We start from the raw sequence: 13660 nt of genomic DNA, 5'->3' as shown, positions 1-13660 counted from the left end.
GACTATGCACGATATGCCGATATGGACAATCGGGGGCTTAACGTTCAACATGTCCACAGTCTTGATGACGACGGTTACATGTGTGATCGTGTTCCTCATTTGCTTTATCGGAACACGACGTCTATCGATGAGGCCATCCGGTTTGCAAAACTTCCTCGAATGGGTCGTTGACTTCGTTCGCGGCATCATTAAATCGAATATGGACTGGAAGACAGGTGGTCGTTTTACGGCACTAGCCTTCACCCTACTCTTTTTCGTATTCGTTGCCAACATGCTAGGGATTCCATTTGAAATCTATCATAAGGAAACCTATGAGGTTTGGTGGAAGTCGCCAACATCTGATCCGGCGCTTACGCTTTCATTGGCAGCCTTTGTGATCATTCTTACACACATTTATGGTATAAGGATTAAAGGTTTTGGCGAATATGCAAGGGACTATTTCCGTCCGGTGCCGGTGTTATTCCCATTTAAAATTATTGAGGAATTTGCCAATACATTAACGCTAGGCATGCGTTTATTCGGGAACGTCTTTGCGAAAGAAATTTTAATGGTATTGCTTGTTGGATTGGGGACATCTGGTGTCTTATGGGGCGTTTTTGCCTTCGTACCAACGATGGTCTGGCAAGCGTTTGGAATTTTTATCGGGACGCTTCAGGCGTACATCTTTGCCATGCTTGCAATGGTTTACATGGCTCATAAGGTGGAAAGTCATCATTAATGAATGCTCGTATTTGAGCGTTTAACTATATTTAATAAAACTTTAGTAAAAACAAGGAGGACTACATTATGTCTTTATTAGCAGCTGGTATTGCAGCAGGTCTAGCAGCGATCGGTGGTGCGATCGCCGTTGCCATTATCGTAAAAGCAACTCTTGAGGGAGTCACACGTCAACCAGAACTTCGCGGATCATTACAAACGCTTATGTTCATCGGGGTACCCCTTGCCGAGGCGGTTCCGATCATGGCGATTGTCGTATCATTCATCCTTTTATTTACTTAATAGAACAACTCTAGAAGGGCTTTGTCTAAGCCTGTTCATTACAGGGGACTGCACACTTTAGCAAGCCTCAGGTTTGGAAAAGACGTCTAACTTCGTCTTTTTCAACCAGTCTTCTTTTAGTAAGTGGAAATGGCGATGATGTTCCTTTGGGGGAACCTTCGCCATTCCTTATGTATCGTCAAAGAAAGGAGTTGCGCGCTCGTGTTTGATATAAACTGGGGTTCGATCATCTATCAATTGATTGCTTTTTGCGTGCTTCTTTGGCTTCTAAGCAAGTTTGCCCTTAAACCGTTAATGGGTGTCATGGAGAAGCGGGAGCAAATGATCAACGACCAAATTGATCAGGCGGATAAAGACCGTAAAGCGGCACAAGAATATTTAGAACAACAACGCCTTGCTGTTGAAAAAGCGAGGGAAGAAGCACAGGAAATTGTTCAAAAAGCGAAAAAGCTCAGTGAGCAACAAGGGCAGGAAATCGTTGAAGCAGCACGTGCAGAAGGAGAGCGCTTGAAAGAAGCGGCTCTTGCCGAAATCCAACGAGAAAAAGAGCAAGCTGTTGCGTCTCTTCGTGAACAAGTTGCGTCCCTTTCTGTTCTAATCGCAACAAAAGTGATTGAGAAAGAGCTAGATGAAAAAGAGCAGGAGAAGTTGATTGCAGAATATCTCAAAGAGGTAGGCGAAGAGCTATGAGCAACCATGCGGTAGCGAATCGTTATGCTGTTGCTCTTTTTGAGTTGGCTCAAGAAAAAGGACTGCATGAATCGTTTGTTTCAGAGTTAGAGTTGATTAAGGCTGTATTTCAAGATACACCTGAGCTCATGCAATTTTTGACTCATCCGAAGACAGAGCTAACGCAAAAGCGTGAACTATTGGAAAAGACGTTTAAAGGAAAAGTGAACGATACCATTTTCAACACATTAGTCGTACTTGTTGAGCGTAAACGGATCGACCTTATCATTCCAGTCGTTCAAAAATTTAAATCCCTTTCGTATGATGCGCAAAAGATCGCAGAGGCGTTCGTTTATTCTGCCAAACCACTATCGGAGGCAGAAAAGGATCAACTGTCTGTACTATTTGCGAAAAAGGTAGGAAAGGCCAAGCTTTTGATTGAAAATATTGTGGATCCATCAGTCATTGGCGGCTTGAAAATCCGCATTGGCGATCGGATCTATGACGGTAGCATTAAAGGGCAGCTTGATGTGCTTCATCGGGAGCTTGTAAGCGGTCCGCGTTCATAAATGAATTTAACGATGTTCAGCTTAGCTCGGGTAATTAGCTGAACAGATTAGAAGATAGGGGTGAAAAATATGAGCATCAAACCAGAGGAAATTAGCTCTCTCATTAAACAGCAGATTGAAAATTTTCAGTCTGATGTTCAAGTTCAAGATGTAGGGACCGTTATCCGTGTCGGGGACGGGATCGCCCTTGCTCATGGCCTTGAAAGTGTCATGGCCGGTGAGCTACTTGAATTCTCAAACGGGGTTATGGGTATGGCTCAAAACCTCGAAGAGAACAACGTCGGGATTATTATTTTAGGTCCATATAGCGAGATTCGTGAAGGCGACGAAGTGAAGCGGACAGGCCGGATCATGGAAGTTCCTGTAGGAGAGGAACTTTTAGGTCGTGTCGTAAACCCACTAGGCCAACCAATTGATGGTAGAGGTCCAATTGAAACGTCAAAAACGCGTCCAATCGAGAGCCCAGCTCCTGGGGTTATGGATCGTAAATCTGTACATGAGCCACTTCAAACAGGGATCAAGTCGATTGACTCCATGATTCCAGTCGGTCGAGGGCAGCGTGAATTGATTATCGGTGACCGTCAAACAGGGAAAACGTCGATCGCCATTGACACAATCATTAACCAAAAAGACCAAGATATGATTTGTATCTATGTTGCGATCGGTCAGAAAGAATCAACGGTAGCTGGCGTTGTGGAAACGCTTCGTCAACACGGTGCCCTTGATTACACGATCGTCGTTTCAGCAAGTGCGTCTGAGCCAGCTCCTCTCTTGTTCCTTGCGCCATATGCAGGGGTATCAATGGGAGAAGAGTTCATGTATAACGGGAAGCACGTTCTTGTCGTTTACGATGATTTAACAAAACAAGCGGCAGCTTACCGTGAATTATCACTTTTGCTTCGTCGTCCTCCAGGCCGTGAAGCGTATCCTGGGGATGTTTTCTACTTGCATTCACGCTTGCTAGAGCGCGCAGCGAAGCTTAGTGATGCAAAAGGCGGCGGTTCAATCACGGCTTTACCGTTCATTGAAACACAAGCTGGTGACGTGTCTGCCTATATCCCAACAAACGTAATCTCAATTACGGATGGACAAATCTTCTTGCAATCAGATCTTTTCTACTCAGGTGTGCGCCCTGCGGTAAACGCCGGACTCTCTGTATCCCGCGTCGGAGGTTCAGCACAAATCAAAGCGATGAAAAAGGTATCTGGTACGTTGCGTCTTGACTTAGCAGCATACCGTGAGCTTGAAGCATTTGCCCAGTTCGGTTCAGATCTAGATAAAGCAACACAAGCGAAGCTAAATCGTGGTCAACGTACGGTTGAAGTGTTGAAGCAAGGACTTCATGAGCCGCTTCCAGTTGAGAAGCAAGTGGCAATTATTTACGCTCTTATTAACGGCTTCCTTGATGACATTCCAGTTGGAGATGTCCGCCGTTTTGAGTCAGAACTATTCACATTCCTTGACCATAACAAAAAAGAATTGCTTGATCATATTCGCACAACAGGAAACCTGCCTGATGATAGCGAGTTTAAAGCTGCAATTACTGAGTTTAAGCAAGGTTTCGTAACGACAAAATAAGTCTTATCTGAATGAGTTTTGGCGAAAAAAGGTGGTGAATAGGATGGCTTCATTACGGGACATAAAGCAGCGTATTAACTCAACGAAAAAAACGAAACAAATCACAAAGGCAATGGAGATGGTTTCGGCAGCAAAGCTCAACCGATCTCAGGAGAAGGCGCAATCGTTCTTGCCATATACTGATAAAATCCGGGAAGTGGTAGCAAGCATTGCTGCAAGCGATACGGACGTTTCCCATCCCATGCTGGAAGAGCGCCCAGTGAAAAAGACAGGATATATTGTCATTACATCCGATCGTGGTCTGGCTGGAGCGTACAACAGTAATTTGATTCGTGGGTTGCTCTATACAATTAATAAGCGACACAAGTCGAAAGACGAGTATGGAATTTTTGCCATTGGTCGAACGGGCCGAGATTTACTGAAAAAGCGCCAGTTGCCGATCATCTCAGAAATGACGGGGTTGTCTGACCAACCAACCTTTAATGATATTAAAGATATTGCCAAGCAAACCGTCGACATGTTTGCCGATGAGGTGTTCGATGAGCTTTACATTTGGTATAACCACTTTGTAAGCCCGATCAAACAAGATGTAACAGAAAAAAAGGTGCTCCCTCTTACGGACTTGTCGGATACGAAAGTGTCGACAACGTATGAGTATGAGCCAAATGAGCAAGTCATCTTAGAAGCGCTTTTACCGCAATATGCGGAAAGCCTAGTTTATGGGGCGTTGCTCGATGCGAAAGCCAGTGAGTTTGCCGCACGGATGACAGCGATGAGTGCAGCGACTGATAACGCCACAAATCTAATTGATGAGTTGACGCTATCGTACAACCGGGCACGACAAGCGGCCATCACTCAGGAAATCACCGAAATTGTCGGTGGAGCGGCAGCCTTAGAATAATATGGAGAGCCATCTATTTTGGATGGTCTCTCTTCTATGCACATAGCGCCATAAGTAGTGTGGCGGTGATTTGATAGACAAAACTGTGGCAGAAAGGCCATTAGGAGGGAAAGACAATGAATACAGGTCACATTACTCAGGTTATGGGTCCAGTTGTTGACGTTCGTTTTCAAAGCGGCCAACTACCCGAGCTAAACAACGCATTACGTGTCGAACAAAAAGGGGCGGATCAAAATGCGGTTGATGTGAACGTAACCTTAGAAGTGGCTTTGCACTTAGGAGATGATACGGTACGCACAATCGCGATGGGCTCAACGGATGGTCTCGTTCGCGGAACTGAGGTTGTTGACACAGGTGCAGCTATTTCTGTCCCTGTAGGGGAAGTTACGCTCGGTCGTGTGTTCAACGTACTCGGTGAATCCATTGACCTTGACGAGCCGATTCCAGCTGATGCTGAGCGTTCGCCGATTCACCGTGAAGCACCAAAGTTTGAAGAGCTCTCAACAAAAACGGAAATTCTCGAAACAGGAATTAAAGTTGTTGACTTGCTTGCCCCTTACATCAAAGGTGGAAAAATCGGTCTCTTCGGTGGTGCCGGCGTAGGGAAAACCGTTTTAATTCAAGAATTAATCAACAACATCGCGCAAGAGCACGGCGGTATTTCTGTATTTGCCGGAGTAGGTGAGCGTACACGTGAAGGAAATGACCTCTACCACGAAATGTCCGACTCGGGCGTTATCAAAAAGACCGCGATGGTGTTTGGACAAATGAACGAGCCGCCTGGTGCCCGTATGCGTGTAGCCCTTTCTGGTTTGACAATGGCGGAATATTTCCGTGACAAACAAGGACAAGACGTTCTTCTGTTTATCGATAATATTTTCCGCTTTACACAAGCAGGTTCTGAGGTATCCGCATTGCTTGGGCGCATGCCATCAGCGGTAGGTTACCAGCCAACACTTGCAACGGAGATGGGACAGCTTCAAGAGCGGATCACATCAACGAAGGTCGGTTCGGTTACTTCTATCCAAGCGATTTACGTACCAGCGGATGACTACACTGACCCAGCACCAGCAACTACGTTTGCCCACTTAGATGCGACGACCAACCTTGAGCGTAAGCTTTCAGAGATGGGGATTTACCCTGCCGTAGACCCACTAGCGTCTACATCTCGTGCCCTCTCGCCGGAGATTGTTGGGGAAGAGCATTACAATGTCGCTCGTCAAGTACAGCAAACATTGCAAAAATATAAAGAATTACAAGATATTATTGCCATCCTTGGTATGGATGAGCTTTCTGAGGAAGACAAGTTAATTGTCGCGCGTGCACGCCGGATTCAGTTCTTCTTGTCACAAAACTTCCACGTGGCTGAACAGTTTACAGGACAACCAGGTTCGTATGTACCTGTAAAAGAAACCATTAAAGGATTTAAAGAGATCCTTGAAGGTAAATATGATGACCTTCCAGAGGATGCATTCCGTCTCGTTGGCCGGATTGAAGAGGTTGTTGAGAGAGCGAAACAAATGGTCTAAGTGCGTTTAGAGAAATGCGGAGCTCTCTCGCTCCGCCCTCTCTTAATGAACAAGACCTACGTTTTCGCAAGAACTAGGAATGCGGAATATGACTGCCCAGGTGCCGTTTCATACAAATGCTGTCCGAAGCGGGTCGCAGAGGAAGGGCATGAGTGATTTACCTATTGTAACTAACAATAGGAAAGACCTGGAGCTAGACAAGGAGGGAGTACAATGCCAACATTACATGTCAACGTTGTCACTCCTGATGGCAAAGTATACGAAGGCGATGTGGATATGGTGAGTGTGAAAACAGTGGAAGGGGAACTTGGAATCCTTCCGCGTCACATCCCTCTCGTCGCGCCGCTCACAGTTGGTGCGGTGCGTTTAAAAAAGGGGTCCACTGTTGATCTCGTTGCAGTAAGTGGGGGCTTTGTGGAAGTACGCCCCGATCAAGTGACGATATTGGCTGAAGCCGCGGAACTGCCTTCAGATATCGACGTTGAGCGTGCTCGTTCTGCTAAAGAACGGGCGGAAAAGCGATTGCAACAAGCGAAGCAAGAGAACATTGATTTTAAGCGAGCAGAGCTATCTCTTCGTCGTGCGACCAACCGTCTGGATGTTGCAGGACGATAACGTGAAACTTCACGGGATAAACAAAGAAAAGGATCTCTCCGATGGGGAGGTTCTTTTTTGCAGTTGAAGAATGTACAACGTTCCTATGCCCTAACACTTGGCGAAAAAACAAGTTCAGATTAGGGCAAAGACATACCTTCCTATCCAATATCGGAACATTTAGTTGTTCCGCCCCATTAAACGAAACCATTTTTTCAAAAAAATCGTACTTTTTTCATCATGATCGTTCACTTTTTCATCATAAGAGACATTTTTACATTGGTCGACAACGTTTAATCAAACGAAAACAGGGAAGATAACATGTAGCTTACGTATGAGTAATTGGAGGTTGTATTGGCGAAATGAGTCCGTTTTTCCCGATGTTCGTACATCTTCACAATTTTTTAAAAAAAGGTGTAGATTTATGACGTAATCTCTTGTATTATGTAGAATGGATTGTTTTAAATGATATGGGGATTTAGACCCTTTTTTTTGAAAACAGTCTAGCTTATATTAAAAAAGTCGGCTTTTTCTCTTTACGAGTAAGAGTCGAAGGTAACAATGATCTTCATAAGTTGGTAAAGCTTTGTTGATAAGTAATTGAACAGGCTATGAAGGAGAAATGAGGACATGATGCAAGACTTTGGACAACAGGCACTCATACATATTGTTGTGCATGTTATGTTTCTCGCTGCCGTGTGGTGGGCTTTGCAGTCATTCAAGTTTGACTTATTTGTCAAAAATCCGAAAAGTCCCCAAGCGATGTTACTCATGATCTTTGTCACCATTGCTCTTGCTTATCTTGTCAGCAGTTTTTTTCTACAGTATTTAGAATCATCACTTATGCTACGTTACATTTGGCAATAACCAACCTAAAGATGTCGAAGGTTGACTACAACTTCCATGTATGCGACTTTGCCTCTTGGAAAAAATGTGAGTAATCACATTGATTCGGAGAGGGGAAATCACAATGAACAAGCAGAAGGTGTTTGGAGGGCTCATTCTTTTTGCACTCTTGATTGTACATTTTCAGGCGTTTGGGGAAACAAACAAGTCAAACCTAGATCTTCTCGTAACGTTTGCAGAACAGATGGACGGCTTTGATGTTGGGGTAGAAGAGTGGACATTTTTAGCGCGAGACACAATTGCTGATGTCGATACAAAGTCAGCGTATCAACAGTTTGCCCAATCTTTTATTGCTTCATTAGGGGAAAGTTGGTACGTGACGGAAGCAATGCAAGGCGATCCTCATCAGAAGATAACAGCCTCACGCAATGACCCTCAATGGCCTCTAACCGAAACCATCACCATCCTTCGATACTCTGGAGAAGGGGATCGTGATCAGGTACATATGATGTACCACGTTCAAAGCCAGTCACTGGATGATTTGAATTGGAAAATGGATATGGTGTCTGAACGACAACAGGATATTGGCTTAGGGGAAGCGGCTACCTTCATTTCCATGCGTGGAACTGTCCCATCACTCGATCGCCCATTAGAAACGCTTGCAGTGGAGATGCTCGAGTCGTTCGGTGCAAAAAAGGTGGAAGCTCTTGTTGAAGATTCTTTTTTGTCCATTTCCGCTTTTCATTCAAAGTGGCAACCATCCATTGAACTAGGAACCCAAGACATGAACCTGCAAATTGCCTTAAGACAGAAGAGTTTGGGCGAACAAACAACCGTTACGTTTGGCACGCCTATAATTACGACTGAATATTAATGATATAGAAAAGACCTAATAACGAGACGCGGAGGGGAATACGTTGGAAAAAATAATTGTCCGAGGTGGCAGGCAGCTTAGCGGATCTGTCAAGGTAGAAGGGGCAAAGAATGCCGTCTTGCCTGTTATCGCAGCATCAATTCTAGCTAGCCGCGGCACGAGCAAAATATATGATGTGCCAAAATTAGCCGATGTATACACGATGAAAGAAGTTTTACGCAATCTTAATATAAACGTTGAATATGAAAATGGCGAGTTCGTTGTGAATGCAACAAACCCCTTAAAGACAGAAGCGCCTTTCGAATATGTACGAAAAATGCGCGCCTCTTTCTTAGTCATGGGTCCCCTTCTTGCCCGAGTTGGTCATGCACGGATTGCACTTCCAGGAGGGTGTGCGATCGGCTCGCGTCCAATTGACCAGCATTTAAAAGGGTTTGAAGCCATGGGAGCGACAGTAGAGATTGGAAATGGTTTTATTGAAGCGAAGGTTGAAGGTCGACTGCAGGGAACGAAGATTTATCTTGACTTCCCAAGCGTAGGGGCTACTGAAAACATTATGATGGCAGCAGCCATGGCAGAAGGAATGACGATCCTTGAAAACGCTGCTGAAGAGCCAGAGATCGTTTGTTTGGCTAACTATTTAAATGCCATGGGAGCAAAAGTACGCGGTGCAGGAACAGGTGTTATCCGCATTGAAGGTGTTGATGAACTAGTAGGAGCGGAGCACACGGTGATCTCGGATCGTATTGAAGCTGGTACATTTATGGTAGCTGCTGCCATTACCGGCGGCGATGTTTTCATCGAAGGTGCCGTTGCAGAACATCTGCGTCCATTAATTGCAAAAATGCATGAAATGGGAGTAAAAACGATTGAAGAGGATAACGGCATTCGCGTCATTGGCCCAGATGAATTAAAACCAGTAGACATTAAAACCATGCCGCACCCAGGGTTTCCAACAGATATGCAATCGCAAATGATGGCATTGCTTCTTCGGGCGAACGGAACGAGTGTCATCACAGAAACGGTGTTTGAGAATCGCTTTATGCACGTTGAAGAGTTCCGTCGAATGAACGGCAATATTAAAATCGAAGGACGCTCAGCCATAATCTCTGGGCCGTGCCAACTTCAAGGTGCTGAAGTAACCGCGACCGATCTACGAGCAGGTGCTGCTCTCGTACTCGCTGGCCTTGTCGCAGATGGTCATACGCGAGTAGTTGAATTAAAACATGTAGACCGCGGATATGTTGATCTAGCCGGTAAGCTTGCGCGTCTAGGTGCTGATATTGAACGTGTGGTGGAGACTGAGCGTGAATTGGAAAATCTCGATGCTCCAGCACCATTAAAGCTAAACACAAATTTAGTCTAAGAAGCCCCTCTGCTGAGGGCTTTTTTATTTGGCTCTTAAATGACTATTTTGAATAAATTAAGGTTCTAGACAAGCCCAAGCCTTCATACAATGTAGAGAAGAGACGAGTGCCAACATTGTTAGATGGGAGGTTTGAGATTGAAACGACTCATAGTCATAGGAATTGTACTTTGCAGCGTCATTCTTCTTTTACCTGCGCTCCTCGTCATGTTTTCGAGTCAGCCCCAAATGGTCACTGAGGAGACGCAAATGGCTCCGATTGAGGCGGTGGATTTGCCTGAGAGTGAACTTGCCGTACATGTGTTTCGCAGTCAGACTGAATCCGTTGAATCCGTGCCACTGGAAGAATACGTTGTAGGTGTCGTCGCATCCGAAATGCCAGCAGAATTTGAACTAGAAGCATTAAAAGCCCAATCTCTAACCGCCCGCACATTCCTCCTGAAACAGCTGCTTGAACCGAATGATATCGAACTTCCGGAAGGTGCAATGATCACAGATACGGAAATGCATCAAGTCTATCAAAGCGAAGCGGAGTTAAAAGAGCGGTGGGGAAAGGATTACCATTGGAAAATCGCTCGCATTAAGCAAGCGGTATCGGAAACAGCGGGACAAGTTCTTACGTATGACGGGACCCCGATTACAGCTGCTTTTTTTTCAACAAGTAACGGATATACGGAAAACTCGGAGGACTATTGGAAAAGTGAGATCCCGTATTTGCGAAGTGTGGAAAGCCCTTGGGATCAACAACATTCTCCGCGCTTCATTGGCGAAAAAGTTCTATCTGTCGAAGAATTTCAAGAGCGTCTAGGTGTTACATTGCCTGATGATGGCTCGATTGGGTCGATCGTGGCCAGAACGGAAGGCGGTCGGGTAGCAAAAGTGAACATTAACGGAACAGAAATATCGGGGCGGGTTGTCCGTGAAGAGCTTGAACTCAACTCGGCTGATTTTCAATGGAAAAGGCAAGGAGACAACATTGTCATTGAAACAAAAGGCTGGGGCCATGGTGTGGGGATGAGCCAATACGGAGCCAATGGGATGGCTCTAAATGGTTCTACGTATCAAGAAATTATTAGCCATTACTATCAAGGAGTTGAAATCGAGTCTGTAGGACCTTATGAACAACAACTGATGGCACGAGGAGACTAGGAGAGGCCCTTCGTTTGGGGGGCTTCTTTTTTACCCTTTAAAAGAATTCTAGTATAAGGGAAAACGATGGCTTTCACCTTAAAACGGTGGTAGACTAGTTTTTATCTTTGAACAAGAAAATGGAGTGGAGAGAAAAAATAATGAAAAAAACAAACACAAAATTTTGGATTATCTTTGCAGTTGCGACTGGCGTCGTCCTCATGCTGGCTCTTGCTTTAAGTCTTGTCCTCTTACTAAAGCATGGTGATCAGCTGGTCATTAATTCAAAGTCATCGAATATTAACGGCCATGTGCAAATCTCAATCGGCACGTTACGGGGTACATTTGAAGTGAATTCAATGTCTGTTCCGGATGGAGAACGTATAAGCCTTCCATATGAGATGACGGTTGATGAAGGAACACTAACTTTATATGTGGAACGTGCTGGAAATGTCGTTTGGGAAGAGGAGATCGATTCCGAGAAGAGCGGGGCGATCGAGCTAGATCAAGCCGGAACATACACCATTTACATCCATACAGACGAAGGGAAAGGGATAAAGCTGGACATGCCCCGACCGCACGTTATTGAGTAGGACTCACGGTTTTTAATCAGAGCATGAATAGAGGGGTATCCCCAGAGGTGGCTAGCGTTCAGGCAGGCTTCTACAGTCAATCATCCATCATCGGTCGGTTGCTTCGGTTCTGTCCCACTTTTTTTAATCACTACATAAAACGGATGCATTTGTCGAAAAATAAATGAAAAAGTTTTTTGACAATATGTATAGTTTTAGCGCAACCTGATCAGAATGGTTGCTGAGGTGATGATAATGAAAGATGAAAACAAACAATCTTCTAAAAAAGAAGAGACATTCAACCTACAACGTTTTCTGAAGAAGCGTTGGGCTTTACCAGCAATCTATCTTGCTGTTGCTGCTTTGTTACTAAGTGCCTTCTTCTTCATGCAAAGTCAAAATGGACAAATTGCTAATCCTGATGATCCAATTGACGTTGAAGAAAATCCAAATGGACCAACAGGCATGCACGGTGAAGACGCAGTTCCGGTTACAACAGACGGTGAAGTAGTAAAGCTTCCAATCAGTGACGAAAATGAAGTTGAAATCGTTGGGACTTTTTACGATGTCAATGGAACAGCCGAAGAACAGCAAGCAGCTCTCGTCTATTACAATAATTACTACTACCAGAATAAAGGCATTGATCTTGCAAAAGACGGGGAAGAAAGCTTTGATGTCACTGCAGCTCTCAGCGGTACAGTCGTAAAAGCTGAACAAGATTCATTGCTCGGCTATGTCGTAGAAGTGGATCATGACAATGGAATTGTGACACATTACCATAGTCTTGGTGAGCTAAATGTAGAGCAAGGGGATACGGTCCGACAAGGCGATATTCTCGGATCTGCTGGACGTAACTTGTATAACGAAAATGCAGGTGTCCATGTTCATTTTGAAATTCGCAAAGACGGAATCGCCATCAATCCAGAAGACGCTTTACAGCAACCTGTTTCGTTCCTTGAGGATTTAGAAGGTGCTTCTGAAGAGGCTACTGAAGGTGAGGATGAGAAAGAGTCAGAGGATGCAAGAGACGGCGAAGGTGAAGGTGAAGACGAGTCAGATCGCGAAGAACAGAATGATGATGTAAAAGAGGATACGAACGAAGACGCGTAATGAATGCGCCTCGTGCGAAGATAATCGCACGAGGCGTTTTTCAATTTGTACTTTGGAAGCCTATATCCTATAGCGAATTTTCCTATTCAGAAGGGAGATATTGTCCTTGACAGCTATCAGAAAATTTGAAATAATGTGGACTATAACAGTGATTATATTTTCAACTGTGTTACAATACATATACATTTGATAGCGCTTACAAAAATGAATAGGGGGATCGCCAATGATCTACTTATTTTTATTGCTTATCGTGGCCTCAATATTTGCCTGTATCCGTTATAAACGGCCGCTCTTTTTAACTGTGCCATTCGCAGGCATACTTCTAGTGATGATTGTACAAATTGCCATGGTGCCGATGGGCTTCTTTGAGACGATTCGCTTCATTTTTAGTTTACGGTAATGTTCATCATGTCCTCACAGCTTCTCAATGTTTACAAACCTCAGTTATTCGATAGACATCATCAACTATGACACTTCAAGACTTTATCACAAGAACGCAGCAAAGACATCTTCAAACCAGTTCATTATAAAAGGGAGGGATGCCAATAAGACACCACTGATTTGTGGATCGCTATTCCATCATCTAAAAAAGAGGGGTGAACGTGATGAAAAAAGTGGATAAGTCGATAGCTGATGCTTACTTCCGAGCCCGAACAACCTTAGTTGTTATTTGCTTATTAATCGGTGGGCTCGTTTCCTTTGCGGTTGTAGCTTTTGCTGAAGCCTTTTCAACCTTCACGATTTTAGGAATGCCTGCCCACTATTATATGGGCGCACAAGGATCGGTCGTTACCTTTGTTGTCCTCTTGTTTGTGAATGCTTATGTGAGCGATAAAATAGACGAAAAATTCGGAATTGATGAGAAGCAAAATGAGGCTGTTAGCTCAGGAAAAGCCTTGGATCACTAACAAGAGTTGGCTGTTTT

16 protein-coding genes are annotated in these 13660 nt (G+C 44.5%); all 16 read left to right on the top strand.

The genetic code is table 11. The features are described from left to right. Positions 1–4: 4 nt before the first annotated feature. Positions 5–718, top strand: a complete 714-nt coding sequence (gene atpB / locus FED51_RS19215; protein ID WP_053430162.1) for a F0F1 ATP synthase subunit A — start codon at positions 5–7, stop codon at positions 716–718. A gap of 68 nt (positions 719–786) precedes the next feature. Next, on the top strand, positions 787–999 hold the full coding sequence (atpE, locus tag FED51_RS19210) for a F0F1 ATP synthase subunit C (RefSeq protein ID WP_053430163.1): 213 nt from the start codon (positions 787–789) through the stop codon (positions 997–999). A 201-nt stretch (positions 1000–1200) separates the two neighbouring features. Continuing rightward, positions 1201–1689, top strand: coding sequence for a F0F1 ATP synthase subunit B (gene atpF / locus FED51_RS19205; protein ID WP_010899883.1), 489 nt, complete (start codon positions 1201–1203; stop codon positions 1687–1689). Further along, a complete protein-coding gene (locus FED51_RS19200; protein ID WP_053430164.1) occupies positions 1686–2237 on the top strand; it encodes a F0F1 ATP synthase subunit delta in 552 nt (183 codons plus the stop codon). Before atpF ends, FED51_RS19200 begins: the two co-directional genes overlap by 4 nt. A gap of 69 nt (positions 2238–2306) precedes the next feature. Continuing rightward, the gene (gene atpA / locus FED51_RS19195) at positions 2307–3815 is read left to right on the top strand and encodes a F0F1 ATP synthase subunit alpha (protein WP_010899881.1); all 1509 of its coding nucleotides are present in this window, start codon (positions 2307–2309) and stop codon (positions 3813–3815) included. A 43-nt stretch (positions 3816–3858) separates the two neighbouring features. Continuing rightward, positions 3859–4716: a F0F1 ATP synthase subunit gamma gene (locus tag FED51_RS19190; RefSeq protein WP_010899880.1), complete on the top strand. Its 858-nt coding sequence runs from the start codon at positions 3859–3861 to the stop codon at positions 4714–4716. A 116-nt stretch (positions 4717–4832) separates the two neighbouring features. Then, positions 4833–6245, top strand: coding sequence for a F0F1 ATP synthase subunit beta (gene atpD / locus FED51_RS19185; protein ID WP_010899879.1), 1413 nt, complete (start codon positions 4833–4835; stop codon positions 6243–6245). 213 nt (positions 6246–6458) lie between these two features. Further along, entirely contained in the window at positions 6459–6860 is a 402-nt protein-coding gene (locus tag FED51_RS19180; protein WP_010899878.1) for a F0F1 ATP synthase subunit epsilon, read from the top strand. 609 nt (positions 6861–7469) lie between these two features. Further along, complete coding sequence (locus tag FED51_RS19175; RefSeq protein ID WP_050768998.1) at positions 7470–7706, top strand: DUF1146 family protein; 237 nt, start codon at positions 7470–7472, stop codon at positions 7704–7706. A 103-nt stretch (positions 7707–7809) separates the two neighbouring features. After that, entirely contained in the window at positions 7810–8559 is a 750-nt protein-coding gene (locus FED51_RS19170) for a YwmB family TATA-box binding protein (RefSeq protein ID WP_053430165.1), read from the top strand. 43 nt (positions 8560–8602) lie between these two features. Beyond that, positions 8603–9925, top strand: coding sequence for a UDP-N-acetylglucosamine 1-carboxyvinyltransferase (murA, locus tag FED51_RS19165; RefSeq protein ID WP_053430166.1), 1323 nt, complete (start codon positions 8603–8605; stop codon positions 9923–9925). A gap of 138 nt (positions 9926–10063) precedes the next feature. After that, entirely contained in the window at positions 10064–11074 is a 1011-nt protein-coding gene (gene spoIID / locus FED51_RS19160; protein WP_083445438.1) for a stage II sporulation protein D, read from the top strand. A 140-nt stretch (positions 11075–11214) separates the two neighbouring features. Continuing rightward, the gene (locus FED51_RS19155) at positions 11215–11646 is read left to right on the top strand and encodes a hypothetical protein (protein ID WP_053430168.1); all 432 of its coding nucleotides are present in this window, start codon (positions 11215–11217) and stop codon (positions 11644–11646) included. 234 nt (positions 11647–11880) lie between these two features. Beyond that, on the top strand, positions 11881–12735 hold the full coding sequence (locus FED51_RS19150) for a stage II sporulation protein SpoIIQ (RefSeq protein ID WP_053430169.1): 855 nt from the start codon (positions 11881–11883) through the stop codon (positions 12733–12735). Positions 12736–12958: 223 nt separating this feature from the next. Then, positions 12959–13135: a hypothetical protein gene (locus tag FED51_RS21240; RefSeq protein ID WP_010899870.1), complete on the top strand. Its 177-nt coding sequence runs from the start codon at positions 12959–12961 to the stop codon at positions 13133–13135. Between the two features lie 205 nt (positions 13136–13340). Then, positions 13341–13643 carry a DUF4212 domain-containing protein gene (locus FED51_RS19145; RefSeq protein WP_010899869.1) on the top strand — a complete coding sequence of 101 codons (303 nt, stop codon included), beginning with the start codon at positions 13341–13343 and terminating at the stop codon, positions 13641–13643. Positions 13644–13660 lie beyond the last annotated feature (17 nt).

This window comes from Halalkalibacterium halodurans (genome assembly GCF_005671335.1).
GTDB lineage: Bacteria > Bacillota > Bacilli > Bacillales > Bacillaceae_D > Halalkalibacterium > Halalkalibacterium halodurans.
The sequence above is the reverse complement of the archived record's forward strand: the minus strand, read 5'-3'. Positions and strand labels throughout refer to the sequence as shown.

Bases quoted from the DNA above. Each gene is read 5' to 3' on its own strand.
- FED51_RS19180 (WP_010899878.1), top strand. From the start codon at position 6,459: ATGCCAACATTACATGTCAACGTTGTCACTCCTGATGGCAAAGTATAC.
- FED51_RS19170 (WP_053430165.1), top strand. From the start codon at position 7,810: ATGAACAAGCAGAAGGTGTTTGGAGGGCTCATTCTTTTTGCACTCTTG.
- FED51_RS21240 (WP_010899870.1), top strand. From the start codon at position 12,959: ATGATCTACTTATTTTTATTGCTTATCGTGGCCTCAATATTTGCCTGT.
- atpE (WP_053430163.1), top strand. From the start codon at position 787: ATGTCTTTATTAGCAGCTGGTATTGCAGCAGGTCTAGCAGCGATCGGT.
- FED51_RS19150 (WP_053430169.1), top strand. From the start codon at position 11,881: ATGAAAGATGAAAACAAACAATCTTCTAAAAAAGAAGAGACATTCAAC.
- FED51_RS19145 (WP_010899869.1), top strand. From the start codon at position 13,341: ATGAAAAAAGTGGATAAGTCGATAGCTGATGCTTACTTCCGAGCCCGA.
- FED51_RS19190 (WP_010899880.1), top strand. From the start codon at position 3,859: ATGGCTTCATTACGGGACATAAAGCAGCGTATTAACTCAACGAAAAAA.
- atpD (WP_010899879.1), top strand. From the start codon at position 4,833: ATGAATACAGGTCACATTACTCAGGTTATGGGTCCAGTTGTTGACGTT.
- atpB (WP_053430162.1), top strand. From the start codon at position 5: ATGCACGATATGCCGATATGGACAATCGGGGGCTTAACGTTCAACATG.
- atpA (WP_010899881.1), top strand. From the start codon at position 2,307: ATGAGCATCAAACCAGAGGAAATTAGCTCTCTCATTAAACAGCAGATT.
- FED51_RS19155 (WP_053430168.1), top strand. From the start codon at position 11,215: ATGAAAAAAACAAACACAAAATTTTGGATTATCTTTGCAGTTGCGACT.
- FED51_RS19200 (WP_053430164.1), top strand. From the start codon at position 1,686: ATGAGCAACCATGCGGTAGCGAATCGTTATGCTGTTGCTCTTTTTGAG.
- FED51_RS19175 (WP_050768998.1), top strand. From the start codon at position 7,470: ATGATGCAAGACTTTGGACAACAGGCACTCATACATATTGTTGTGCAT.